This is a genomic window from Anaerolentibacter hominis, from assembly GCF_032380675.1.
GTDB classification, from domain to species: Bacteria; Bacillota; Clostridia; order Lachnospirales; family Lachnospiraceae; genus Anaerolentibacter; species Anaerolentibacter hominis.
Genome location: NZ_JAWDIX010000001.1, coordinates 436,085 through 462,042 on the forward strand (window position 1 = coordinate 436,085; position 25,958 = coordinate 462,042).

The following is a 25,958-nucleotide window of genomic DNA, read 5'->3' on the forward strand; positions in this document are numbered from 1 at the left end:
GGCGCAGGAACAATGGCAAAAGAAATTAAATATAGTGCAGATGCAAGAGTGGCGTTGGAGGCCGGTGTAAACAAATTGGCAGATACCGTAAAGGTAACATTGGGACCGAAAGGAAGAAATGTTGTACTGGATAAATCCTTCGGAACTCCGCTGATTACAAACGACGGTGTTACAATTGCAAAAGAGATCGAGCTGGAAGACGGCTTTGAAAATATGGGGGCACAGCTGGTAAAAGAAGTTGCCACCAAGACAAATGATGTGGCCGGCGACGGTACCACCACAGCGACCGTTCTGGCTCAGGCGATGATTAACGAAGGTATGAAGAACCTGGCAGCCGGCGCTAACCCGATTATCCTGAGAAAAGGAATGCAGAAAGCTACTGACTGTGCAGTTCAGGCAATCAGCGCAATGAGCAAGACGATTACCAGCAAGGGACAGATCGCAAGAGTTGCGGCTATTTCAGCCGGTGACGACAGCGTAGGCGAGATGGTTGCCGATGCTATGGAGAAGGTTTCCAATGACGGCGTTATCACAATCGAAGAGTCCAAGACCATGAACACCGAGCTGGATCTGGTAGAAGGTATGCAGTTTGACCGGGGTTATGTATCTGCTTACATGGCAACCGATATGGATAAGATGGAAGCAAATCTGGAAGATCCATATATCTTGATTACCGACAAGAAAATTTCCAATATCCAGGAAATCCTTCCTCTGCTGGAGCAGATCGTGCAGTCCGGTGCAAAACTGCTGATCATTGCAGAAGACGTAGAAGGAGAGGCTCTTTCCACTCTGGTATTAAATAAATTAAGAGGTACTTTCTCTGTAGTAGCAGTAAAAGCTCCCGGCTATGGCGACAGAAGAAAAGCAATGCTTCAGGATATCGCAGTACTTACCGGCGGTACCGTAATCACCGAGGAACTGGGTCTGGAACTGAAAGAAGCTACTATGGATCAGTTAGGACGCGCAAAATCTGTTAAAGTACAGAAAGAGAATACGATCATCGTGGACGGCGAGGGCAGCAAGGACGAGATCAATGCCAGAGTTGCTCAGATCAGAGCGCAGATCGAAGAGACCACCTCTGATTTCGACCGTGAGAAGCTTCAGGAGAGACTGGCTAAGCTGGTCGGCGGTGTAGCTGTTATCCGCGTGGGTGCTGCTACTGAAACTGAGATGCAGGAGAAGAAACTCCGCATGGAGGATGCTCTGGCTGCTACGAAGGCTGCGGTTGAAGAAGGTATTATTGCAGGCGGCGGTTCTGCCTATATTCATGCGGCAAAGGATGTTGCCAAATTATCCGCAGATCTGGAAGGCGACGAGAAGACAGGCGCTAACATTATCCTGAAAGCGCTGGCATCTCCGCTGAAATGTATCGCTGCAAATGCAGGGCTTGAGGGTTCTGTTATTGTAAATCAGGTAAGTGAAAGAGAAGTAGGAGTAGGGTTCGATGCATTGAAGGAAGAGTATGTAGATATGGTTGAGGCTGGAATCCTTGATCCTACCAAGGTGAGCAGAAGTGCACTGCAGAATGCGACCAGCGTTGCGGCTACCTTCCTTACAACGGAAGCTGTTGTAGCAACCATTAAGAAGGATGAACCTCCGATGCCACAGGGCGGCGGAATGGGAATGATGTAATACAGTGATATTGCTGTCATGGCAATGTAAGAAAGGGGCTGTCGATTTTATCGACAGCCCCTTTTTATATTCTATAGAAAACTTCTGTTGGTAAATGGAATATTCCTATTCTACAGTCAGATCCACACTGCCGGTGAAATTCTCACCGCAGATTCCGATATATTCACTGCCGCCGGATAGGGTTACCGTGCCGGTCCAGTCATCGTATTCGCCGCACAGCACTTCCGGATCGTCCTTGCCCGAGAAGAAGAGTACTGCTTTGCCTTCATCCGCTGTAAATTTGCAGGTTATGGTAAGCTTATTGCCTTCTTCCCGGCTCAGGCCCGTACCGCCGAAAAGAGTCTCCGTGCCGTTAAAGTCCTGGTATTCCGCCTGATAGGTCCCTGTATAACGGTCACTGCCATACTCCCGCTCGCCCTCCAGGCTGAGGCTGCCTGTGAGGGCGATTTTACCCACCATATTGAGAAGCTGGTTGTAACCGTCCAGAACAGTATCTTTCGAACAGCCGGTTGCCAGAAGAAGAATCAGCAGAATCAGAGGGACTAATTTTTTCAATCTTACCATACCTCCTATAGAATCAACTTAACCAGTATTCGCTACTCATTTACGATCTTATAATAAGTTCTGGATGTCATCATATATACAATCAGGTATACGACTGCAAAGACTAAGGCAGTGGTTCCCATGCAGATGAGGATCGTGTGCAGGTTGGACAGGGCAAACAGACGGAGGATCTGATAGATTATCGGCTGTGCTGCGGCCAGGTGAAGCACTGCCACAGCCAGCGGCAGGAAGAATACCATCATGATCTGCTTGTGTATCGTCTTTTTAACCTCTTTCTTATCCATTCCCACCTTTTGCAGGATGACAAAACGGTCATGGTCATCGTAACCTTCGGAAATCTGTTTAAAGTAAATAATAAGAACCGTGGCCATCAGGAACAGGGAACCCAGAAATACGCCTAAAAACAGGAAGCTGCCGTTGGAGGAATACCAGTCGGAACGGACAAAATAGATACTGGACGCCATGAACATTTCCATATCGGTTTCTGCTTCCAGTTTGCTGCCGATCTGATGGATAAGCTCGTAGACTTCATCTTCGTTCTCCGCACCCTGGATGTCAAATTCGTAGCAGAAGTTTGCTTTCATAAAATTCGGAAATTCATTTCTATTCAGGACGTTCCAGATCTGGAAAGCGGAAGTTTCGTCCGGCAGAACCAGATACAGGCTGCTCTCGATCAGATTGTCAGTACTTCTGCGCACAATATCCAGCACCTGATCCGTTTGTTTAATCTGATAATCCTTGACACCGACGTGCAGGGTATCCAGGTGATAGTCTTTACCAAAGGAGAAGAAGAACAGTTCATCTTTCCCAAGTGTTTCCTCCGAACCGGTCATTCTCTGGTAGTCGTCAAGCGTAAGCAGGAAGACATCAAAAGCCGGGAGGGTCATATCATTGGGAAGCGGAGAGAGCGTATTTTCTTCCAAACGGGCGGAACTGTTGTAGTAATAATAATAGGTGGGTCTTTCCTGGGATAACCCCAGCTCCTTCGCAGAGCGGCCGACAATTTCATTTAGCTTCTCCGGATCAGGAGTTACTTTGGCATCCATGTAAAATCTGACATCTCTGGTAAATTCACTGTCCAGCAGCTTGTCGGCTCCTGCATAAAGGGCCACGGTAGAGCCGATGGTCACCAGCACCATAGTACATAGAATACAGATTGTTGCCAGTCCGGCCGCATTCTGCTTCATGCGGTAGATCATACCGGAGAGGGATACAAAATTCCTGGACTGATAATAAAACCCTTTCTTTTTCTTGAGCAGTTTCAGAACGGCAATACAGCCGGTGGTAAAGAGACAGTAGGTCCCCAGGATAACCAGAATAACCGCTACAAAAAAGAGAAAAATGGATTCCAGCGGATTTTTTGTAGTAAAGGAAATATAGTAACCGCCGCCGAGAGCCGCAAATCCCAGTATGGCCAGCAGCCAGGAAGCCCTGGGTTCTTTCTCTCCCTTTTTTCCGCCCTGAAGCAGATCAATGGGATTGGCCAGATGCACCCGGACCAGATTGAATAAAAAGGTGATGATAAATATAATTCCAAATAAAACCGCAGTCCGCGAAAAACTTCCCAGAGAGGGAGAGAAAGGTACCGTGGTCCGGATATTGCTCACACGAAGCAGCACCCAGTAAAGGAGTTTTCCGAAGATCACACCGCCAAGAAGCCCTCCCGCCAGACTGATCGCTGAGGTGATAATGGTTTCAAAAAACATGAGTTTTGCCACATGCTTTTTGCCCAGACCCAGGATAGAATACAGTCCCAGCTCTTTTTTTCGTTTCCGGATCAGGAAGCTGTTGGTATAGTATAGAAAGATGAAGGCAAAGATTCCCACGACTACACTTCCTAAACCCATAAAGGATGTGACGTACTGTCCGCCGCGCAGCTCGGTAAGCTCTACAGTATGCGCGATACAATCGACGATAAAGTACGCCATAATCGTAAAACAGCTGCTCAGGATATAGGGCAGGTAAGTCGCTCCGTTTTTTTTCAGATTGGTAAAAGCGAGTTTGGAGTAGAATGCATTATTCACGGTTCTCACCTCCGGACTGGAGAATGGACAGCGTATCGGATATTTTCTGATACATGTCGGATATACTGCCATTGCCGCGGTAAATCTGATTGAACACATTGCCGTCCTTAATGAACAGAACACGTCCTGCGTGGCTGGCGGCGCGGATGCTGTGGGTTACCATGAGGATCGTCTGACCGGAAGCATTTATTTCGCCGAACTGGCGCAGCAGCAGGTCGGCAGATTTGGAATCCAGAGCGCCCGTTGGTTCATCGGCCAGAATCAGTTTCGGACTGGTAATCAGGGCTCTTGCCACTGCCGCACGCTGTTTCTGCCCGCCGGATACCTCATAGGGATATTTCGGCAGGATATCTGCGATGCGCAGCTGCTTGACCAGCGGCAGCAGACGCTTTTCCATCTCAGGATATTTATATCCCGACAGGACCAGGGGCAGGAGAATATTGTCTTCTATGGAAAAGGTGTCCAGCAGATTGAAATCCTGGAATACAAAGCCCAGATTATCCCGGCGGAAAGCGGAAATATCGCTGTTTTTGATGGTTACCGTATTTTTTCCGTCTAACAGTACCTGGCCGCTGGTTGGTTTATCCAGAGCAGCCAGAATATTTAACAGTGTAGTTTTACCGGAACCGGATTCGCCCATAATTGCCAGAAATTCGCCCTCCTCCACGGTGAAATTCACATCGTCCAGAGCCTGAACCTGATTTCCCCCGAAACGGGTCGTATATATCTTTTTTAAATTCTTTACTTCCAAGAGTGCCATTGTTTTTCCTCCATTCATATACCCCTGCATTTCGCAGGTTTACCTGCAATATGCAGTAATAAAGTAGTTTGAAACTGCTTTTGGTTCAAATTTCTCATCAAGAGAACATTCGTACATTTTCGAATTTATTGTAATAAAAAAAGAAATGATCTGCCATTGATCTGACTTACATTTCTTTTTCTAATCTTACATAACTGTAAGATAGGCCTGTTCCAGACTATTCCGGAGGCAGTCTGTGAAGATAGTCTGCCCTGTTGGCGGAAAAATTAATATAGACCTTTGTCCCTTTGCCGGGAGCAGAATATATGGAGATGGGGTGGGAAAGCTTGTCCAGTATCTGCTTTGTCAGATAGAGGCCGATCCCGGTGGATTTCTTATCCATCCTGCCGTTATAGCCGGTAAAACCACGGTCAAAGATTCTGGGGATATCCTCGGGACGGATACCGATTCCGGTATCCTGAATGACCAGCACATCTAGCCCCTGCTGTTTCTTCTCCGAATCCATATAAATCGAAATCTCCCCGGATGAAGTATATTTGCAGGCATTGGATAACAACTGCTCAATGACAAAAGTAAGCCATTTTTCATCGGTCAGTACAGTGGTGTCCAGCTCCTTCAGAGAAAGCGTTAATTTTTTATAAAAGAATACGACAGAGTATTTTTTGATCGCCTGTTTCACGACAGAATCCAGAGAATATTCTTTGATCAGCATATCCTGGGACATGGTATCCAGACGGAGATAATTCAGTACCATATCCACATATTGTTCAATCTTGAACAGCTCCTGTTCCAGCTCCATCGGCGAGAAGGATTCGGACTGTAGAATCAGCTTCGCCGCCGAGATGGGAGTCTTGATCTGATGGGCCCAGAGTGTATAGTAATCAATCGTTTCCCGATTCTTTTTATCCGAACAGGAGACAAGGAATGCCTTCTCCTCCTGAAGCAGAGTGAGCAGCACCTGGTAATCTTCTTCTACTATCGTGTGAGCTGCGGGCAGGTCGTCCAGAGAAAGACCTACCGTGTCCCGCATCTGACAGAGCACACAGTGTGAACGGTAGAACCGGATGAAATCAAGCAGGCCGAACAGAAGAAATATGACGCAGGTTAGCTCCCAGCCATAAAGGACCAGATCAACGGGAATCTGATTCAAATAGAGGATCAGACCAAAGCTTAAAAACATTAAGAATACGGCGGCGATTGTCTTAATATGATTTTTGATATAAGAGTAGAATGCCGCGGACATATCGTTTCACACCTTTCAGGAAATTATTCTGGAATCATGTAGCCAAGCCCTTTTTTTGTGAGAATCAGGTCGGGCAGCCCAATCTCTTCCAGTTTTTTGCGCAGTCTTGCAATATTCACAGTGAGAGTGTTATCATCTATAAAGCTTTCGTCTTCCCAGAGGCGCTTCATGAGGGTCTCCCGGGAAACCGTGTGCCCCGGATTTTCCATCAATACCTGGAGAATCCGGAATTCATTTTTCGTGAGTTCTGCTTTTTCGGTTTCATATGTGATGGTGGCATCACCCAGGTTCAGAACCATTCCTTTGTGAGAGAGAATGGTTACCTGTCCCTGAAAGGAATAAGCACGCCGCAGCGTGGCCTGAATTTTAACCAGTAAAATATTCAGATCAAAGGGCTTGCTGATAAAGTCGTCGCCGCCCATATTAAGAGCCATCACGATATTCATGTTATCGCTGGCGGAAGACAGAAAGAGGATGGGCACCCTGGAGACCGTCCGGATCTGTGTGCACCAGTGGTAACCGTTATAAAAGGGCAGAGAGATATCCATCAGGACCAGCTGGGGATCAAAGGAGAGAAATTCATTCAGGACATTATTAAAATCCTGCACTACCCTGATTGTATAGCCGAAATTAGATAGAAAATTTTCGATTGCCATTGCAATTGCAGTGTCATCTTCCACGATGAATATACGATACATAGTGTGAACCTCGCTTACTGTATTCTTTCACATGATGTGCGGCGTCTTATAAAGAAGTATACCATAGTTATGATTCTACTTATAAGAAACATGCGCTAAATTAAGAAATTTCTAATTTTTCTCTAAGGAAAGTGCTCTTGAATTTAAAATGACGGTATGGGACAATTTGTTTAACAACTAGATTAGTGTGTCAAAAGCACCCTTGGTGCTATGTTCTGTACCATATATAGATATGTAAACTTGTTTGCAAGATCTGTATATGGTGCAGAACCAGTGCAAAGCACTGTTTTGACACCCTAATCTCAACGAATTACAGAGGAAAAGAGAGTGGAGTAAATGGAGCAAAGATATCCGGAAAGAAGGCCGATGACGCCGTCGGAAAGAGCGGCCGCCAGAAAAAGGGCTGCCAGAAGGAGGAAGCAAAGAAGAATAAAGCGATTTTTGCGGTTTTGCTTCGTGGCGTTAATTGGTGTGACTATATTTGTGATCTGCCGGAAGACAATTCCTATTATAAAAAGGCTTTTTGTGACCAGCCCTGCAGCATCCCAGAAGGCGTTGGACGAGGGAGCCCTGGATATCGTACAGGACTTTCTGACTCCCAATCCATATTCCAGACCCCAGGAGGAATTAAAAGAGATAAAAAATGTTGTGGTACACTACACGGCAAATCCCGGGACGGACGCGCAGGCGAACCGGAATTATTTTGAGAGTTTAAAGGACAGCGGGGCGACTTATGCCAGCAGTCATTTCGTGATCGGCCTGGATGGCACGATTATACAGTGTATCCCCTTAAATGAGATCAGTTATGCATCCAACGAGCGAAATGTAGACAGTATTTCCATAGAATGCTGTCACCCGGACGAGACAGGGAAATTCAACAAGAAAACCTATGATTCGCTAATCCAATTGACAGCATGGCTTGCCGACGAGTATAATCTTTCTGAGAAACAAATTATACGGCATTATGATGTGAAAGGGAAAGCTTGCCCGCTGTATTTTGTAGAACATGAAGACGCCTGGGAACAGTTTAAGAAGGATGTATTCGCGTACAAAAAGAAAAAAGGCAAGTAAAGGGGTGCTATGGGAGATTTACTGATTATCCTTGTTATTGTCATTATCGGGATTGATGTGTTTCATGCTTTCTGGGGGAAGGAAGAGGGCAGGATTCAGGCGAAGCAGAGTCTGGTAATGATTTTGATGGCGCTGGCAGCAATTGGTCTGTGGAAGGTAAGCAGTGATTTCCTGACAGCGAAGACAGGACTGGATGCGAAGTATTCTATGCTGATCTGTGCTGTTGTTTTCGGTTCGATTGCAACGGTGCTTTACAATAAAATCAGCGTCCGTCTGACCGGTAAGACAAAAGCGGAACAGTACAGCTATATGCTGCAGAAATATGCAGGTAAAGGTGACTTTGTAGCTGCCATTCAGAGCGGAGAAAAGCTGGTGGCTGAGGAAGAGAATGCTGCGAACTACTACCTTCTGGCCAGAGTAAACGAGCTGAATAAATCCTTTAAGGAAGCGATTAAGCATTATGCAAAGGTGGTAGAACTGGACCCTTCCTTTTTTATGGCCTACAATAATATGGGGACCAGTTATCTGAACCTGAAAGAGAATGAAAAGGCGCTGGAATGTCTGCAGAAGGCCTATGAACTGCAGCCCCAGCATGCGCCGATCACTGCCAATCTGGCTTATACATATGCCTGCCTGGATGAGGTGGATAAGGCGTGGGATCGTTTTGATGCGGCGCGGAAAATGGGATATGCGGATAAAGACCGTCTGGTAGAGCGAAAAATTAAAGAAGCAGAGAAGCGGGTCAGGGACAGAGCTGAGGAGGCTGGCGGTGAAGATACAGAGAGTGCTGCCATGACGAATGAGAAAGATAAGGATAAAAAAGATCAATAAAACTGATTAAAATTGCCACTGTTCAGCTGGATTGACCTGTGATAAGATAAAATCCGTTAAGACATAACAATTGTCTGGCTATGATAATGAAAAGCGTAGATGAGGAAGAGTACCTTTGGACCGGCGTCCAGAAAGCTGCTGGGTGATGCGAAGCAGCGGAAGGGAAAAAGGGAACTGTCCCCGGAGCTTCTGTCCGAAATCCCAGGGGGAGAGTAGATGCAGACGGATTTCCGCCGTTATAAGGATAAGGCATAAGGAGCAGTCCCGTGCCGGATGAGTGCATGAAGAAATTCATGAAAAAGAGTGGTACCGCGTAAGGTGTAACCTTTCGTCTCTTGAGTATGATCAGGAGATGGAAGGTTTTTTTATGATGAAAGCCCCATCAAGCGGCTGGACTGAAGTGCAGGCTTGCCTGTACGGCAGTACAGACATTTGATGGGCAAGAGGATATGAGTAAGAAGGGCAAAAGCCCGGATTACGAATATCCATGGCGATTGTGAGAGTGCAAAGCACGGAACAATCGGCTTTCATAAGCCAAAAGCCCCATCAAGCGGCTTTCAAAAGAAAAAAGTAAAAAGCCCTACCAAGCCCCGCGGCTCTTTTGAAGATAGAAACAGACTGCAGGAAGGAAGATTTAAGAATGAAAAATTATGAAAAGTATCACAGAAGCTATTTTATGCCGCCCACAGTGTCTGCAGATTGGGTGAAGAAAGACTATATTGAAAAAGCGCCTATCTGGTGCAGCGTGGATTTGCGGGATGGGAATCAGGCGCTGATCGAGCCTATGAGTTTACAGGAGAAGCTGGAATTTTTTGAGCTGCTGCTCCGTGTTGGATTTAAAGAGATTGAAGTGGGTTTTCCTGCAGCTTCTGAAACAGAATATCAATTTATCCGTACTTTGATCGAACGGAATATGATTCCGGAGGATGTGACGATTCAGGTGCTTACTCAGGCGAGGGAGCATATTATCCGCAGAACGTTTGAGGCTGTGCAGGGAGCGCCCCATGCGGTGATTCATCTGTATAATTCCACCTCAGTGGCACAGCGGGAGCAGGTCTTTCGTAAGTCCAAAGAGGAGGTTAAGGCGATCGCGGTGGCAGGAGCGCAGCTTTTAAAACAGCTTGCGGACGAGACGGAGGGAAATTTTTCCTTCCAATACAGTCCGGAGAGCTTTCCGGGTACGGAAGTGGACTATGCACTTGATGTGTGCAACAGTGTGCTTAAGGTCTGGAATCCCACTCCGGATAACAAGGTGATTATCAATATTCCGACTACCGTGGAAAATGCCATGCCTCATGTCTTTGCAAGCCAGGTAGAATATATCAGTAAAAATCTGCGGGACCGTGAAAGTGTGATTCTCTGTCTGCATCCCCATAATGACCGGGGCTGCGGTGTCTGCGACGCGGAGCTGGGTATCCTGGCAGGCGCCGACCGGATTGAGGGGACCTTGTTTGGCAACGGAGAGAGAACCGGCAATGTGGATATCATTACGCTGGCGATGAACCTTTACTCCCACGGTGTGGACCCGGGGCTTGATTTTTGCAGTATGCCTGAGATATGCAAAACGTATGAGAGGCTCACCCGTATGAAAGTGTATGAAAGACAGCCCTATGCAGGAGCTCTGGTATTCAGCGCCTTTTCCGGCTCTCACCAGGATGCCATTGCCAAAGGGATGAAATGGAGGGAGGAAAAAGAATGCCGTTACTGGGATGTGCCTTATCTGCCGGTGGACCCGAAGGATGTGGGACGCAAATATGAATCGGATGTCATCCGGATCAACAGCCAGTCGGGCAAGGGAGGCGTAAGTTATATTCTGAAGGAGAACTTTGGGATTACCCTTCCGGATAAAATGAAAGAAGATTTCAGTTATGCCGTGAAAGACATATCCGATAAAGAGCACAAGGAATTGACTCCGGCCTGGATATACGAGATATTCAAGGACCGGTATGTGAATGTGAAAAAGGAATTCCAGGTAACAGAGACCCATTTCAGGCAGGAAGATGGCATCACAGCGGAGGTGACAATCTTTGACCGAGGGGAGAATAAGACGGCAGAAGGTCATGGAAACGGCCGCCTGGATGCGGTGAGCAATGCGATCAGCAGTCATTTTGGCATTGACTATGAGCTTATATCCTATGAACAGCACGCGCTGACAAGGAGCAGTTCATCCAAGGCAGTTTCCTATGTGGCTGTAAGCTGGAGAGGTGAGGTGTGCTGGGGTGTGGGCATTAATGAAGATATTATAAAGTCTTCGATAGAAGCGCTTACTGCGGCAATTAACCGGTGCGGCGCCCTTGCGGCAAAGGAAGAGGAAGACGGAAGAATGGAAGAGATCATGAACTTTATTAAATCTCATTATCTTTCTGTGACTCTTCAAAGTCTTTCCGACGAGTTTTATCTGTCCAAACCATATCTGTCAAAGTATATTAAGAAATCCACGGGAGCGACCTTCGGGGAGATCGTCAGGGATATCCGCGTCAGGAGGGCCTGTGACCTGCTGAAAGAGAGCAATATGAATGTAGAAGATATTGCGGCTATGGTAGGCTATCAGAATGTGGAACATTTTAACCGGATATTTAAGAAAATGTACGGAAAGACACCGGTGCAGTACCGGAACGGAAGATAGAAGATGTCAGTTTGACCATTAAAAGGGGCCGCTGTTTAAGCGGCCTCTTAGTGTTTATACTGGTTTGCTATTGATTCTGCGAGCCCGGCGAGGGCAGTTCTTATGTGTTCCGGCTCCAGCACCTCTGCGGTGATGCCAAAGGATAGCAGGAAGCCAAACAGCCAGTTATCCGCGGGCATGGAAGTCCGAACCAGAAAAGAGCCGTCTGCCTGCTTCTCAATCTGATCTCCGCGGAATTCATCCCAGATACGGTAGGCGGCCTCAGGAGCAAAGCGGATCGTGAGGCTGGTGCTGAAAGATGGCGGATCACACATATAGTCCAATACCGGCGGGACGATATAATCATCGTTAAAATAGTCCGGCAGAAGTTTCAGATCTAAGATTCTGTTTATTTTAAAAGTCCGCACGGTCTCTTTTTCACAGCAGTAACCCTGCAGATACCAGGAATGCTGCTTGAAGATCAATTTTAGCGGCTTACATGTGCGGCTGGTGCGGTTTCCATATGAGCTGAAATAGGAAAAGGCAATCAGCTGTTTACCGGTTATGGCCCGGCGGAGCAGGTCAAATTTTTCCTTATCCGCGTCCGAACTGCCCCAGCGGGAGAAGTCAACTTCAATCCAGCTCACTTCAGGTTTGTGAAAGAGATCCCCCAGCCTGGCAAGGGTACGGCCGGTATCCAGATTCCCGGCGGCGGCCATGCTTTGCAGTCCCATGAGTATCTGATCCTGCTCGTCCTGCGTAAGAGCAGTCTTATCCAGCACAAAATCATCAAGAATACCGATGCCGCCGCCTTTTCCCTGGGAAGTATAGACCGGGATTCCGGCAGAACTTAAGATATCGATATCACGGTAGATTGTTCTGACAGACACTTCAAAGCGCTCTGCCAGAGTCTTTGCTTTTATCGTTTTTTCTCTGAGCAGAATATAAACAATTTCAAAAAGCCGGTTTATCTGCATATCATAGCCTCCTTTTTGTGAGCGGCGTCGCCCTGCGCTTTTTGAGAAGCAGCCAATTAGTCTCGCTTCGCTCTGCTATTTTTTAGTATAACATAAGGAGAGGACGGCGGGGGGATGTTGTGGAGCAATTGTTTTTATTTCAGCACATTTACTTGATTTAGTTGACAAATCCTGTAAATAATAATAATATGAACATGGTTCATGTTGTAGGAAGGCCGATTTACAGGCCGGACAGAGATGAAAAAGAGACAGGGAAGGGAAGTTGGAATGAACAGAGCTGCCACATCCAGGGAGGAGCTGCTGGGAATTGCCAGGAAGATTGCCTTTACGGAAGGGCTGTCACAGCTGAACATACGGAGAGTTGCCGCCCAGAGCGGCGTGGCTGTAGGTACGGTGTACAATTATTTTGCTTCGAAGGCAGAATTGATTGTAGGTGTTATGGAGGATTTCTGGAAAGAGATTATCCATGAAAATTTCTGTCACTATGAGGATGAAAAGGATTTTCTTCCGTTTTATCACACGATATATGGAAAGCTGTATGGAAATCTCCAGCGGTTTGAAGAGGATTTTATCAACCAGCTGGCTTTTCTGAGTGAGCAGGAACGGCAGAAGGGAAAGCAGATGGAGGCCCTGTATTTAAGTCATATGAAAGATGGGATGGAGATGGTATTGGAACAGGACCCAAATGTAAGAAATGATCTGTGGACGGATACCTTTACTAAGACCCGGTTCATAAATTTTGTTCTGGAGTATACGATGCGTATGCTGCGGAACGGGCAGGAGGACAGTTCTTTTTTTGAACAGGTTCTCAGTAAGATCATTTATTCCTGAATAAGACATACCGGCAGGTGTATTTGCCTGTCCTGAAAAATCTGTGCCGGGTCAGTATGAAAATAACTGTTCCGGCATAGAATTGAACAAAAATGAACGGTGTTCACATTAAAGAGGAGGAAAATAAAATGCAGGCAATTATGGAAACCGCATTTGATGCGGTGTATCTTATTACGGTTTTATTTCTGGGCATTAGAATGATTAGAATGTCAGGAAAAAACACCCAGGGCAGACTTTTTGGAATTATGGCTGTTGTGCTGGGGTGCGGAGACGCATTTCATCTGATTCCCAGGGCGTATGCCCTCTGCACGGATGGTCTGGCAGCCCATGCAGCGGCTTTGGGGATGGGAAAATTTATTACATCTATTACTATGACCGTGTTTTATATGATCTTATATTATGTCTGGAGAAAACAGTATCAAATTACCGGGCGCAGGCTGCTTACTGGGGTTATGTACGCGCTGGCGGCGGTGAGAATTATACTGTGCTTCCTGCCGGGGAACCGCTGGCTAGATGCCGATGCCCCGCTCAGCTACGGGATCTACCGGAACATACCGTTTGCTCTTATGGGAATCATCATCATCGTGATCTTTTACCAGGAGGCCCGCAGGCAAAATGACAGGGTATTCCGCTATATGTGGCTGGCTGTGCTGCTCAGCTTTGGTTTTTATATTCCTGTGGTACTGTTTGCGGATGCCGTCCCTGCTATTGGCATGTTGATGATTCCAAAGACCTGTGCTTATGTGTGGGTAGTGTGGATGGGATATCGAAATTGCAGGAAAAACCGCTGAAACAGCGCGCGGTTCGTGGATCGTGCGACGAATGAAGAGCATGCCGCACTATAGATAATTAGACACAGAGACTTAGAAAAGAGCCCGTTCTGGGAGGATGCTGCAAAATTTTTCATTTTGCAACATCCTCTTTTGTTACCTTCTGGCCTTATACACGGTATTATAAGTGAATAGACAAGAGAGAAGGAGGGAGGCGCCATGAAACCGGATCAATCGCTGCGTACGGACGATTGTACGGAATTAGTAAATGAATATGCTTCTATGGTGTATAAGCTGGCATTTGCGCAAACGAGAAACCGGCAGGATGCCGATGATATTTTTCAGGAAGTTTTTTTGCGGTATGTGAGGAAAAGGCCTGCCTTTGAATCCAAGGAACATGAAAAAGCGTGGTTTATACGGGTTACAATCAACTGCTGCAAAAATTTGTGGGGGAGTGCATTCCGGCGGAGGACACAATCCCTGACCTGCGATCTGCTGTCAGAGACAGGACAGCCGGAACAGATCCTGGAAGAGTATCTGATCCGGCTGCCGCGGAATTATCTGGCCGTAATCCATCTGCATTATTATGAGGGACTGCCGGTCGCGGAAATTGGGAAAATTGTCAAAAAATCAGATGCCGCGGTGCGGATGTGCCTGGTCAGGGCAAGAAAAATGATAAAAGAATGGATGGAAGGAGATGGTGTCCATGTTTGAACAAGAGTACAGGCTGATTGCTGAAAAAGCGGTTCCGGAACAGGATCTGATCGACCGGACGATTGATAAAATGCAGGAAGAAAGACAGAAACAATCTGGGTATGGGCGGCGGATGATCCGCTATGCGGCAGCTGCCATGATCTGTCTGTTTCTGATTGCCGGAGCGGCTAACCTCAATAGTATGGGGAGTAAGATGCCGCCGCTTCCCCAGCCGGAAGGCATGGTACCTTATGGAACCGGCTTACCGGAGAAATATACCGGACCTGGAACGGAGAAGGAAGAACCGGAGAAGCAAGAGGCAGAAAAAAACGTGACGGAACAGAAGAGACCTGGCATAGAAAGCGATGAGGTGCCTGCAAAGAAAGCAGATGTAACTGTTTTGACGGAAAAGGAGAGCTATGAAAGAGAACCTTATGGAAACCTTCTGCCGTCCCGCTTTTTAAGGGGATACCAGTTCGAATCCGCCTCTGTGTATACAGAGGAGATAGGAGAACTGCTGTCCTTTAGCTATACTTCCGGCTATGATTACATCAGTATATTTATTTCTCCGAGGGAACCGGAGGATGAACCTCGCATGGTAAAGGCGGAGGATACGGAGCGTTATAATATATCCAGCTATACGATACCGTTTGCCGACTCTGTCCCGGAAGAAGAGCATGAAACGATGTTCTACCCTATCTTTCAGGCGGAAGAGCTGACAGAAGAGGTACTTCGTCTGCGTCAGGTCAGGCTGGAGGAAAAAGGAGAGGGACACACAGAACCCAGGATTACCATGGATTTTTCCTTGCTGTGCGGGGATTACGTCGTGCGGTATAACATAAAGACAAAGAGCACGGAGGGAGTTTATGATATGATTGCTTCGTCTGAGTATTATGAAAATATGCAGAAAGACAATAAATGATGCAGCGGCACAGCAGCAGGATTACAACAGCCTGACCATCGGCTCATCTTTAAAAATGCGTGCACTTTTCGTCAGAAAGTATTATACTGATCATAAGGATGAAAGAGGAAAAATGTTGCGAATATTATTAAAGAGGTGAATTGGATGAAGGTATTGTTGGTCAATGGCAGCCCTCACAGCAAAGGCTGCACCTACACTGCGCTGTGCGAGGTGGAGAAGGAGTTAAAGAAAGCCGGTATTGATACGGAGATCTTTCATATCGGTGATAAACCGATTGCAGGCTGTATCGGCTGCGCAGGGTGTGCGTCCGGACAGCACCGCTGTATTATTGATGATGTGGTAAACCGTTTTCTGGAGAAGGCCGAGGAAGCAGATGGTTTTATATTCGGTTCCCCAGTGTATTATGCTTCCGCAAATGGAGCAATGATTGCCTTTATGGATCGTATTTTCTACGCGGGAAGCAAAATTTTTGCTTACAAACCGGGCGCCTGTGTTGTATCGGCAAGAAGAGCAGGTACAACGGCAACGTTAGATCAGATGAATAAATACCTGTCGTTTTCCCGTATGCCGGTTGTGAGCTCCCAGTACTGGAATATGGTTCATGGAAACCGCCCGGAGGAGGTAAAGCAGGATCTGGAAGGGCTTCAGATTATGCGCGTTCTGGGCAGGAATATGGCGTGGCTGCTGAAATGTATCGAGGCAGGAAAGCAGGCCGGTATACCGATGCCGGAGGAAGAACTGAAAGCCAGAACGAATTTTATCCGGTAATTCGTTGGTACAGATACATAAGAGGTGAAAGAATCGATGCGGACCCGTGTGGGGTCCGCATTTTTTGTTACATAGGAAAGTTCTCCAAACTTTCCTATGTAACAAAAAATATTCTATGCGCAATCGCGTAAGAGGAGAACGTCAGCGAAGCTGACTACTCTTTGTTCCACGCTTGCATGAGATGAGAATAAAAACTAAGCTGATCACTCCTTGTTTAGCTTTATAAGATTTATGAAAAATGATGCTCTAACATGAAACATAATGCTATTTGGTAAAACGATTTGACAAAATAGGGGGATTGTGTAACACTGAATTTGGATAAATTTCTTTATCAGTCCTGACGGGTTGTTCCTGGGGCTGATGACGGTAGGAAGGACGGGCAGAATGATTAATAATAAAGGAATCAACAACAGTATATTAAAACAAAGGAACCGGGGCCTGATTCTCAAACTGATCGCAACAAATCCATCTGTTTCCAGGATTGAATTATCCAAAGAAAGCAATTTGTCCAAGATGTCTGTGACGAACATTGTCTGTGAACTGATGGAAGCAAACTATGTCAGAGAAGTGGAAACTGAGGGAAGAAAAACGGTGGGCAGAAGCCCGATCGGTTTAGATATAGCGGAAAATGCACCAAAGATTGTCGGCGTACTTTTAAAGCGTACCGGGATCATGGTGGGACTGTGCGATCTGAAAATGAATCTGACAAAATATGAACGCCATGACTGGACGGTATGTAATGGCGAGATTTTGATTGAAAAGGCCTGTGAATTGATCGACAAGGTCATGAAGGATGAAGAAAACGTAGTTGGGATCGGCGTGGGTACTGTCGGGCAGGTGGATATCAATACAGGGCTCATAATCAATCCAATTAACTTCTTTGGGATTTCCAATTATCCGATTGGAAGCTTTCTGGGTAAACGTTACCACATCCCTGTTTTGGCGGATAATCAGAATAACTGTGCGGCAATAGGAGAGATTCATTACGGCTGGGGACGGAAATACCGGGACTTTATCTATCTTGGTGTGACCAACGGTATTGGCTCCGGTATTGTGCAGGGCGGAGAAAGCGTACACTGTGTGAATGGAGTCGGCGGGGAGATCGGCCATATGAGTATCGACTACCGGGGCCACAAATGCAACTGCGGCAACAGAGGGTGCCTGGAGACCTACGCGGGCGCCAACGTAGTCTGTGAACGATTTCGGGAGCAGACGGGAGAGCGGATTGAATTTCAGGAAATATGCGCACGGGCGGAGGAGCCTGTGATTGCTGAAATTCTGGAAGATACGATGGAGAAACTGAGCGTGGGGCTGTTAAGCGCAGTTAATATTTTGAATCCGGAAGCGATTATTCTGGGACAGGATGCGTTTTACCTTCCCGATCAATATCTGGCGGCTCTGGAAGAGAAAATAAATAGCAGAAAAATCTCCAAGAGTTCGTATTACTGCGAGGTGGTGCGGCCTTCTCTGGGTAAAGACGGGGTGCTGAAAGGGTGCGCTGCCATGGTGGCGGATCAGATGTACCGGGGCAATTACCTGGACTTGTAGGAAGGAATTGAACAGAAGACAGTAATATTTATAGTTTGAGGCATGAAAAGAGAGAAAGAACCGATGATTTGGTTCTTTCTCTCTTTTTGTTTAAAAAGATGAAATTAAACATGTAATTTGTATGTAAATAATAAATGAAAATCTAAATTTCGACAAAATGAATAAAAAATGAACGGAAATAGCAAAGGGAGATTCCTACATTTAATAAAACCTTTGTACTAAATAGACAAAATGAAAAATAACCATAATTTGTAAAAACATTATACTAAATTACTAAAGATGAACATACTATTTTGTATAACCTGGACAGAAAATGAGAAAGGGGAGGCCCCTTTCCGTGTAAAAACTTTGTCCGGAGAGAAAATGGGAAACAAAACTTTTGTTTATTATTTTTCTTCGTTTTTTTATGCATTTTGTGGAAAATGAATAAGATATGAATTGTTTATTGACGAAAATATAAGCAGAGTTCATAATGAAAATAGTAAAACGCTTTGACTAAATGGCAGAGCAGTGAGCGTCAGTGAGCGTATTTCGTTTCTGCTACAGAAACATGAAAATAAAATTTAAGAAAGGAGAGCTGCGGCAGAAGAATATACTGCCGGTCAAGGAGAAGAAATGAAAAAAGCTTATGGGTTACAATTTTCTTCCGCATAGAAGAAAATGGCAGGAAGAGCACAGGCAAGGAAGAAACTGGAATGAAAACGGGAGCGGGAGTTCAGGAAATATGAACGATCCGGAACCGTTCGGTAATTTAGGGGGTGAAGCACGCATGGCTGAATTATTCCGTATGGAAGGCATCAGCAAAATATTCCCCGGCGTAAAAGCGCTGGATAATGTATCTTTTTCGGTCAATGAAGGAGAGGTACATGGTCTTGTCGGAGAGAACGGTGCGGGAAAATCCACACTGATGAAAGTAATGAGCGGCGTATACCGTGCCGAGGCAGGAAAGATGTATATGCGCGGACAGGAAGTATCAATTCCAAACGTAGCCGCTGCCCAGAAACTGGGTATCAACATTATTTTTCAGGAACTGAATCTCTGCCCCACATTGACAGTGGCCGATAATATTTATATTGGCCGTCCGCCGATGAAGGGGATCATGATTGACGACAGGAAAATGCACGCAGATGCAAAGGCGATTCTGGATGATCTGGGAATTGACATCAATACGCACGCGGTAGTACGTAATCTGAGTGTAGCCAAGCAGCAGATGGTAGAGATCGCCAAGGCTATTTCTTATGACGTCAAGCTGCTGGTATTGGATGAGCCAAGTGCAGCACTGTCCGAAAAAGAAGTGCAGCAGCTGATGGAAATTATTAAAAAGCTTCAGAAACGCGGCGTGGGTATGGTTTATATTTCCCACCGGCTGGAAGAACTGGATTACATCTGTGAACGTGTAACAGTACTGCGGGATGGACAGAGTATCGGAACTCGTATGTATAAAGATGTGACAATGGATGAGCTGGTTAATATGATTGCAGGCCGGGAAATGGAAGACCGGTATCCGAAACACAAACGTACCATAGGCGATGTGGTCTTTGAAGCAAGGAATGTACGGCGCGGCAATATGCTCAACTGTGAGGAAATCAAAGTACGCAAGGGCGAGATACTCGGTATTTCCGGCCTTGTAGGGGCAGGACGAAGCGAGATCATGCGAGCTATTTTCGGTGCTGATCCGGCGGACTCCAAAGAAGTTTTCATGGATGGAAAGCAGATCACAATCAATAATCCGCATCAGGCCATTGCACATGGTATTGGTTTCGTAACAGAGGATCGTAAATTCAATGGTCTGGCACTGGGGCTGGATGTTCGTTTCAATGTTAATATGGCTCACATTGACCAGCTGAGCAGACATGGCGTTATCAATGACAAAGAGGCGACCAGAAATACGAAACATTATATGGACGCCCTTTCCATCCGGACGCCGGGCCAGTATCAGAAGGTAGTAAACCTGTCCGGCGGTAATCAGCAGAAAGTCGTTCTGGCCAAATGGCTGTGCAACAACGTCAAGGTGCTGATCATGGATGAACCAACCCGGGGCATCGACGTTGGTTCCAAGTTTGAGGTATATGAACTGATGAATGAACTGAGCGACCAGGGTGTTGCTATTATCATGATTTCATCGGAGCTGCCTGAGGTCCTGGGCATGAGCGACAGGATCATCGTAATCCACCAGGGTGAAATTAACGGTGAGATGGATGCGAAAGATGCAACGCAGGAAAAGCTGCTGTATCTGGCGGCAGGTTACAACAAACTGGAGGGAAAACGTAAAGGGGTTGCCGGTAAGGACGATTAAACCGGCAGATTTGATACATATTGAGGAGGATATTCATGGAACAAGCCAAAGTGAACAAAAAATCGAGAGAGCCTTTGATGCAGCGTTTGGGTACCAGTACTAAGAAAATGTTCGTATCTGGCGGCGCGTTGATTCTGCTCTTCCTTCTTTTTACCCTGATGAAACCAGGTGTGTTTTTACAGGGCGATAATCTGATCAACATTGTACATCAGGTAGTAAGCTACGCGATTGTAGGTTTTGGTATGACCTATGTACTCGTATGCGGCGGTACGGATCTGTCGGCCGGTGCTTCTCTGGCGCTGGCAGGTATCGTGGTTGTCTGGCTGCTGCAGGCCGGTACACCTCTCTGGATCTGTCTGATCCTGGGTGTTGTAGTCGGTATCATCATGGGCTTTATCAACGGATTTTCTATTATGATCCTGGGTGTTGTACCGTTTATTGCCACACTGGGTACCCAGTGGGTATTCCGTGGACTGGCTAACGTATTTGTAAACGGCCGCCCGATTTATACAAACGAGATTCCAAGCACACAGGTGCAGAACACGTTTTACTTCCTGGGCGGAGGCCGTATTTTCGGCGGTATTCCTTTCAGCGTTGTCATTATGCTGATCTATGGAGCAATACTATTCTTTATTCTTGCCAAGACGCCGGTTGGACGTAAAATCTATGCCTGTGGTTCTAATATGGAAGCAGCAAGGCTTTCCGGTATCAATGTAATTCGTACCCGTATTTTTGCATACTGCGTGTCCGGTGTATCTGCTGCAATCGCAGGTATTCTGATGGCATCCCGTATTTCAACGGCAATGCCGGCTTCCGGTCAGGGCTATGAGCTGGAAGCAATCGCAGCGTCTGTACTAGGCGGTGTTTCCAATACCGGCGGTGAGGGCGGTATCAATAATACAATTATCGGTGCTCTCATCATGGGTGTTCTGCGAAACGGCCTGAACTTATGCGGTGTCAACACATTCTATCAGCAGGTTGTAATTGGTATTATCATCGTAGCGGCCTGTGCGGTGGAGGCTTACCGGAACCGGAAGTACGCATAAGCCAGTTTTTATTGTTACATCGTTGTGCATGCGGATTGACAATCTGCATAACAGGCAGGGACGGAATAGGAAACGTTCCCTGTCCATATAAAAATGTTCTCAAGGAGGAAATGATTATGAAGTTAAAGAAACTCATCGCGTTATTACTGGTAGCTGTAATGACACTCTCTCTGGTAGGCTGCGGCACGAAAGAGGATGACAGTAGTAAGGACACACCGGTTTCATCTGACAAGACGGCTGATAAGACGGCACCGGGAGAAGGAAGCAAGAAGATTTACTGGGTTACAAAGATCATGGGCAGCCAGTACTGGTCCGTAGTAGAAGACGGTGTAAAGGCAGCCTGCGAAGAGAATGGTTATGAAATGATCTGTACCGGTCTTCAGGCTGAGACAGATGTTGAGAAACAGGTTCAGCTGCTCGCCGATGCGGTTTCCGCAAAGCCGGCTGCAATTCTGATCGCACCTTGTGATTCCCAGGCAATGACCCAGTCTGTAACAGAGGCTGAGGCAACCGGAATCCCGGTAGTACTGGTAGATACAAAGATTGCCAGCGAGGAAGGCTTTGACGCCTGCATCGCTACAAATAATAAAGAAGCTGGTAAAGTATGTGCAGAACAGATGATCAAACATCTGAAAGCAGCGAATGTAGATCACGCGAAAGTCGGCGTAATGGTTGCTTCTACCGGTTCACAGACTGTTACCGATCGTCTGGACGGTTTCAAAGAGTATTGGGATGCCAACGCAGAAGATGGCTGGGAAGTACTTTGGGATGAAGTTAAGATTAATGACGGTGATACCACAAAGGCTTTATCTGACGCTAAAGACCTTATCATGGCACATCCTGACCTGAATGCTCTTTGGGGTGTTAACAACTCCGGTTCCATCGGCGCTTCTACCGCTCTGAAAGAGTTAGACCGGGATGATATTACCATCGTTGGTATGGACTTCTCTAATGATACGCCGCAGATGCTGGAAGCAGGCTACATGAAAGCCGCTGTTGCACAGCGTCAGTTCCAGATGGGTTATCAGGGCGTTGAGACCGCACTGAAGATCATGAAGGGCGAAGCTGTTGAGAAATATGTGGACACCGGTGTTATCACAATTGAAAAAGATACCCTTGATTCTGCAGAGGCAGCAGAAGTAATGAAATATTACGGCGGCAGCAAATAAGGACTAAGCAGTTATTGCCAGGGACAATCGCTCCTGCGATTGTCCCTGTTCTTAAAAAGGAGATTAACTGATATGGAAAGACAGACGGTAAAAATCGGTTTCGCACCTACGAAACGAGATGTGTTTAATCATCCGGAAGCATTTGAAGTACGTGACGCTATCCGCAGCCGTATTAACGACTGGCGTATGGATATCGTAGAAATTGTGGACATCGACGATGTGACGCCAAAGGGAATTGTGGAGACAGAAGACGATGCCCTTGCGGTAATTGAGAAGTTTAAAAAAGAAGAGGTGGCGGGCATCTTCGCACCTCACTGTAATTTCGGCAGCGAGGGAAATACAACACTGATCGCCAGAGCTCTTCAGGTGCCGTTCCTGCTGTGGGGTCCCAGAGACAATGATCCGATGGCAAATTCCGACACGAAGTCAAGCTCCGTGGGCCGTACGAGAGATTCCCAGTGCGGACTGTTTGCCACAGGAAAAGCGCTGCGCCGCGCACGTATTCCTTTCACCTATATTCCCAACACGGATCTGGATGAAGGAACTCTGGAAAACGGGTTTAAGGGCTTTGCAGCGGTAGCGGCTGTAGTAAAAGCATTTAAGGAAACAAAGGTGCTGCAGATCGGTACCCGTCCTGATCCTTTCTGGACGACGATGTGCAATGAAGGCGAGCTGTACGAGAGGTTCGGCATCCGTGTATTCCCGATGAATCTGATTGACATGAAGCAGGAGGCAGATGCGATCCGTGCAAATAAACCGGAAGAAGTAAAAGCTGCGGTAGAGAAGATATGCAGCATGACAAAACCGGTGGGCATTGATGAGGCGGGCCTTGAAAATATGGCGGTTTACTATCTTACCCTGCAGAGTCTGTGCGATAAGTACAAATGCAATGCTGCGGCAGTGAGCTGCTGGGGACCGTTTGCAAGAACAATGGGCGCTTCCGCCTGTGCGGTAAACGGTTATGTGACCGATCTTGGAATCCCGGTTGGCTGTGAACTGGATATTCATGGTGTTATCAGTTCCCGTATGATCCAGGCGGCGGCTCTGTACACCGATCCGGTATTCTTCGCGGATCTGACAATCCGTCATCCTTATAATGACAACGCGGAATTACTCTGGCACTGCGGTAACTTCCCGCCTTCTCTGGCAGGAGATTATGAGAAACGTACGGTTTTGGATTCTGAGAGCAATGGAGCGAAATGCCCGGGACGAAGTCATTTTGAGCTGAAACGGGGAGATATTACCGTCTGCAGATTTGATGGAGACAACGGAGAATACAGTTTGTTTATTGGAGAAGGCAAAGGAGTGGAAGGCCCGGAGACAAACGGTACTTACTGCTGGCTGGAAGTAGACGATTGGGTTGCATGGGAAGAAAAACTGGTGACAGGCCCGTATATTCATCACTCTTCCAGTACCTATGGCAAACTGGCGCCTATTTTGCACGAGGCTTGTAAATATCTGGGTATTACACCTGATCCGGCTGGACCGACTGAAAAAGAAATTCAGGAGTTCTGGAGAGGACGCAGATAACGGATAGATACATCAGCGGCTGAAACAGGTAACATTTGATATCTCAATCTCAACCAGACAAAACATAGATTTGGAGTTTTACTGGTCCATGTGCGGCGGCAAATGGAAATACAAGCGTTTTTCGCTTGCCGCTGTACGTGGAAATAAAGGGACGCACTTTGAAGTCTTAGACCGGGACGGGTCAGGGCAATGGTCTGCTGTCTGTCTGCGTAAGATAACGGGGGCAAACGGCGGACCAATTTTCTTACATAGGAAAGTTCTGCAAACTTTCCTATGTAAGAACAAACCATGCTATGCGAAATCGCGTAAGAGGAGAAAGTCAGCTAAGCTGACTACGCGCGGCGTGCAAAGCGCGCAAGCCCCTCATGGGTGAGGGGAAGGGGAGCAAAGGTGGGCTTGCCCACTTTGTTCTTAATATCATTTTCGCCGGAACGGTTCAGGCGGAAGAGTAGAATGGGAGGAAACATAATGAAGAATATTCCTGAAGTTAAACTTGGGATTATTGCTGTAAGCCGCGGAGGCTTTTCCCTCAGTTTGGCCCAGGGCCGAAGAGAGGCTGTGGTGGCGGCATATACAAAAAAGGGGAGAGAAGTATATGAATGCCCTGTAATTGTAGAAAATGAAGAACAGATGTTAGAAGCGGTAGAAAGGGTAAAAGCGGCGGGATGCAACGCTTTGACCGTATACTTGGGAAACTTCGGGCCTGAGACGCCGGAGACACTGATCGCCCGGTATTTTGACGGTCCGGTTATGTATGTGGCGGCAGAAGAAGAGACGACGGAACAGCTGGATGACGGCAACCGGAGAGGGGACGCTTACTGCGGTATGCTCAACGCAAGCTATAACCTGGCGCTGAGAAATTTAAAGGCGTATATTCCGGAAGACCCCTGCTGCAGTCCGGAAGAAATAGCAGATCGAATGGAGGAATTCCTGCCGGTAGCCAGAGCGATCATCGGATTAAGAAAATTAAAAATTATTACCTTCGGACCCCGGCCGTCTGATTTCATGGCCTGCAACGCACCGATCAAGCAGCTTCACAATATCGGGGTGGAAATAGAAGAAAACTCGGAGCTGGATCTTTGGCTGGCATATGTGGCCCATGAAAACGACCGGCGGATTCCGGAAGTGATCAAAGAGATAGAGGAAGAACTGGGTGAAAATAACAGTGTTCCCAAGATTGTGCCGAAGCTGGCGCAGTTCGAGCTCACTTTGCTGGACTGGTCGAAGGAGCATAAGGGAGCCAGGGAGTATGTGGTATTTGCTAACAAGTGCTGGCCGTCGTTTAAAAAACAGTTTGGCTTTGCACCATGTTATATTAACGGCCGGCTGGCGGCAAAAGGAATGCCGGTATCCTGCGAGGTAGATGTTTACGGGGCATTGAGCGAATACATAGCATCGTGTTTAAGTGAAGACGCGGTATCCCTGATTGATATCAATAATACGGTTCCCTCCGATATGTACAAAGAACACATAGAAGGAACTTATCCCTATGGTTATAAAGAAGTGTTTATGGGATTCCATTGCGGCAACGCACCGGTATGCAAGATGGCCAAGTATAACCTGACAAGCCAGAAAGTGCGGGTGAAGGGCCCGGCCTACGATTATCTGGTATCTATATCAGGAGGGGCACTGGACGGGGACTATGCGGCAAGTGACATGACCCTGTTCCGGCTTCAGTGTACGGCAGATGGAAAGCTGCGTTCCTATGTGGCACAGGGAGAAATTCTGCCGGTCGAGTGTCATTCGTATGGCAGCATCGGCGTGTACGCGGTGCCTGAGATGGGACGGTTCTACCGTCATGTACTGATTGAGCGCAATTATCCCCATCATGCGGCGGTAGCGTTCGGTCATTACGGCAAAGAGGTAGTGGATGTATTCCGGTATCTGGGAGTGGAAGAGATTATGTTCAATCAGCCGAAGGAGCTGCCGTATCCTACGGAAAACCCCTTTATCTGGGCAAAGAACAGAATGTAATTTCCG

Annotated in this window: 21 protein-coding genes and 1 other annotated feature; of the genes, 15 read left to right on the forward strand and 6 right to left on the reverse strand. The window is 46.9% G+C overall.

The genetic code is table 11. From position 1 onward, the window contains the following. Positions 1 to 12: 12 nt before the first annotated feature. Positions 13 to 1,632 carry a chaperonin GroEL gene (gene groL, locus ABCW47_RS01875; protein WP_343208166.1) on the forward strand — a complete coding sequence of 540 codons (1,620 nt, stop codon included), beginning with the start codon at positions 13 to 15 and terminating at the stop codon, positions 1,630 to 1,632. Positions 1,633 to 1,737: 105 nt separating this feature from the next. On the opposite strand, the gene ABCW47_RS01880 is transcribed toward groL, so the two are convergent. The 5 genes from ABCW47_RS01880 to ABCW47_RS01900 form a co-directional block, all read right to left on the reverse strand. Then, positions 1,738 to 2,187 (reverse strand): hypothetical protein, encoded by a 450-nt coding sequence (locus tag ABCW47_RS01880; protein ID WP_343208167.1) that lies wholly within the window; start codon positions 2,185 to 2,187, stop codon positions 1,738 to 1,740. 41 nt (positions 2,188 to 2,228) lie between these two features. Then, on the reverse strand, positions 2,229 to 4,220 hold the full coding sequence (locus ABCW47_RS01885; protein WP_343208168.1) for an FtsX-like permease family protein: 1,992 nt from the start codon (positions 4,218 to 4,220) through the stop codon (positions 2,229 to 2,231). Beyond that, positions 4,213 to 4,980 carry an ABC transporter ATP-binding protein gene (locus tag ABCW47_RS01890; RefSeq protein ID WP_343208169.1) on the reverse strand — a complete coding sequence of 256 codons (768 nt, stop codon included), beginning with the start codon at positions 4,978 to 4,980 and terminating at the stop codon, positions 4,213 to 4,215. Before ABCW47_RS01890 ends, ABCW47_RS01885 begins: the two co-directional genes overlap by 8 nt. 217 nt (positions 4,981 to 5,197) lie before the next feature. Next, complete coding sequence (locus ABCW47_RS01895) at positions 5,198 to 6,223, reverse strand: ATP-binding protein (RefSeq protein WP_343208170.1); 1,026 nt, start codon at positions 6,221 to 6,223, stop codon at positions 5,198 to 5,200. A gap of 23 nt (positions 6,224 to 6,246) precedes the next feature. Next, positions 6,247 to 6,921, reverse strand: a complete 675-nt coding sequence (locus tag ABCW47_RS01900) for a response regulator transcription factor (protein WP_343208171.1) — start codon at positions 6,919 to 6,921, stop codon at positions 6,247 to 6,249. Between the two features lie 336 nt (positions 6,922 to 7,257). On the opposite strand from ABCW47_RS01900, the gene ABCW47_RS01905 reads away from it, so the two are divergent. From ABCW47_RS01905 to ABCW47_RS01915, 3 genes are all read left to right on the forward strand, one after another. Then, entirely contained in the window at positions 7,258 to 7,992 is a 735-nt protein-coding gene (locus tag ABCW47_RS01905) for a peptidoglycan recognition protein family protein (RefSeq protein WP_343208172.1), read from the forward strand. A 9-nt stretch (positions 7,993 to 8,001) separates the two neighbouring features. Further along, entirely contained in the window at positions 8,002 to 8,823 is an 822-nt protein-coding gene (locus tag ABCW47_RS01910) for a tetratricopeptide repeat protein (RefSeq protein WP_343208173.1), read from the forward strand. Between the two features lie 87 nt (positions 8,824 to 8,910). Beyond that, positions 8,911 to 9,162: a binding site (T-box leader), on the forward strand. A 301-nt stretch (positions 9,163 to 9,463) separates the two neighbouring features. Next, positions 9,464 to 11,449 (forward strand): 2-isopropylmalate synthase, encoded by a 1,986-nt coding sequence (locus ABCW47_RS01915; protein WP_343208174.1) that lies wholly within the window; start codon positions 9,464 to 9,466, stop codon positions 11,447 to 11,449. 47 nt (positions 11,450 to 11,496) lie between these two features. On the opposite strand, the gene ABCW47_RS01920 is transcribed toward ABCW47_RS01915, so the two are convergent. Further along, entirely contained in the window at positions 11,497 to 12,405 is a 909-nt protein-coding gene (locus tag ABCW47_RS01920) for a helix-turn-helix transcriptional regulator (RefSeq protein WP_343208175.1), read from the reverse strand. A gap of 237 nt (positions 12,406 to 12,642) precedes the next feature. Here ABCW47_RS01920 and ABCW47_RS01925 point away from each other — a divergent pair, with 237 nt between their 5' ends. The 11 genes from ABCW47_RS01925 (at position 12,643) to ABCW47_RS01975 (ending at position 25,952) form a co-directional block, all read left to right on the forward strand. Then, on the forward strand, positions 12,643 to 13,236 hold the full coding sequence (locus ABCW47_RS01925; protein ID WP_343208176.1) for a TetR/AcrR family transcriptional regulator: 594 nt from the start codon (positions 12,643 to 12,645) through the stop codon (positions 13,234 to 13,236). Positions 13,237 to 13,364: 128 nt separating this feature from the next. Continuing rightward, a complete protein-coding gene (locus tag ABCW47_RS01930) occupies positions 13,365 to 14,027 on the forward strand; it encodes a hypothetical protein (RefSeq protein ID WP_343208177.1) in 663 nt (220 codons plus the stop codon). A 198-nt stretch (positions 14,028 to 14,225) separates the two neighbouring features. Continuing rightward, positions 14,226 to 14,720, forward strand: a complete 495-nt coding sequence (locus ABCW47_RS01935; RefSeq protein ID WP_343208178.1) for an RNA polymerase sigma factor — start codon at positions 14,226 to 14,228, stop codon at positions 14,718 to 14,720. Next, the gene (locus ABCW47_RS01940; protein ID WP_343208179.1) at positions 14,713 to 15,621 is read left to right on the forward strand and encodes a hypothetical protein; all 909 of its coding nucleotides are present in this window, start codon (positions 14,713 to 14,715) and stop codon (positions 15,619 to 15,621) included. The genes ABCW47_RS01935 and ABCW47_RS01940 overlap by 8 nt, the downstream gene beginning before the upstream one ends. A gap of 144 nt (positions 15,622 to 15,765) precedes the next feature. Further along, positions 15,766 to 16,389, forward strand: a complete 624-nt coding sequence (locus tag ABCW47_RS01945; RefSeq protein ID WP_343208180.1) for a flavodoxin family protein — start codon at positions 15,766 to 15,768, stop codon at positions 16,387 to 16,389. Positions 16,390 to 16,773: 384 nt separating this feature from the next. Beyond that, on the forward strand, positions 16,774 to 17,937 hold the full coding sequence (locus ABCW47_RS01950) for an ROK family transcriptional regulator (RefSeq protein ID WP_343208181.1): 1,164 nt from the start codon (positions 16,774 to 16,776) through the stop codon (positions 17,935 to 17,937). A gap of 769 nt (positions 17,938 to 18,706) precedes the next feature. Then, a complete protein-coding gene (locus tag ABCW47_RS01955; RefSeq protein ID WP_343208182.1) occupies positions 18,707 to 20,233 on the forward strand; it encodes a sugar ABC transporter ATP-binding protein in 1,527 nt (508 codons plus the stop codon). Positions 20,234 to 20,268: 35 nt separating this feature from the next. Next, on the forward strand, positions 20,269 to 21,279 hold the full coding sequence (locus tag ABCW47_RS01960) for an ABC transporter permease (protein ID WP_343208183.1): 1,011 nt from the start codon (positions 20,269 to 20,271) through the stop codon (positions 21,277 to 21,279). Positions 21,280 to 21,395: 116 nt separating this feature from the next. Next, complete coding sequence (locus ABCW47_RS01965) at positions 21,396 to 22,448, forward strand: ABC transporter substrate-binding protein (RefSeq protein ID WP_343208184.1); 1,053 nt, start codon at positions 21,396 to 21,398, stop codon at positions 22,446 to 22,448. Between the two features lie 72 nt (positions 22,449 to 22,520). Next, positions 22,521 to 23,978 (forward strand): L-fucose/L-arabinose isomerase family protein, encoded by a 1,458-nt coding sequence (locus ABCW47_RS01970; RefSeq protein WP_343208185.1) that lies wholly within the window; start codon positions 22,521 to 22,523, stop codon positions 23,976 to 23,978. Positions 23,979 to 24,446: 468 nt separating this feature from the next. Beyond that, positions 24,447 to 25,952 (forward strand): L-fucose/L-arabinose isomerase family protein, encoded by a 1,506-nt coding sequence (locus tag ABCW47_RS01975; RefSeq protein ID WP_343208186.1) that lies wholly within the window; start codon positions 24,447 to 24,449, stop codon positions 25,950 to 25,952. The last annotated feature ends 6 nt before the right edge of the window (positions 25,953 to 25,958 follow it).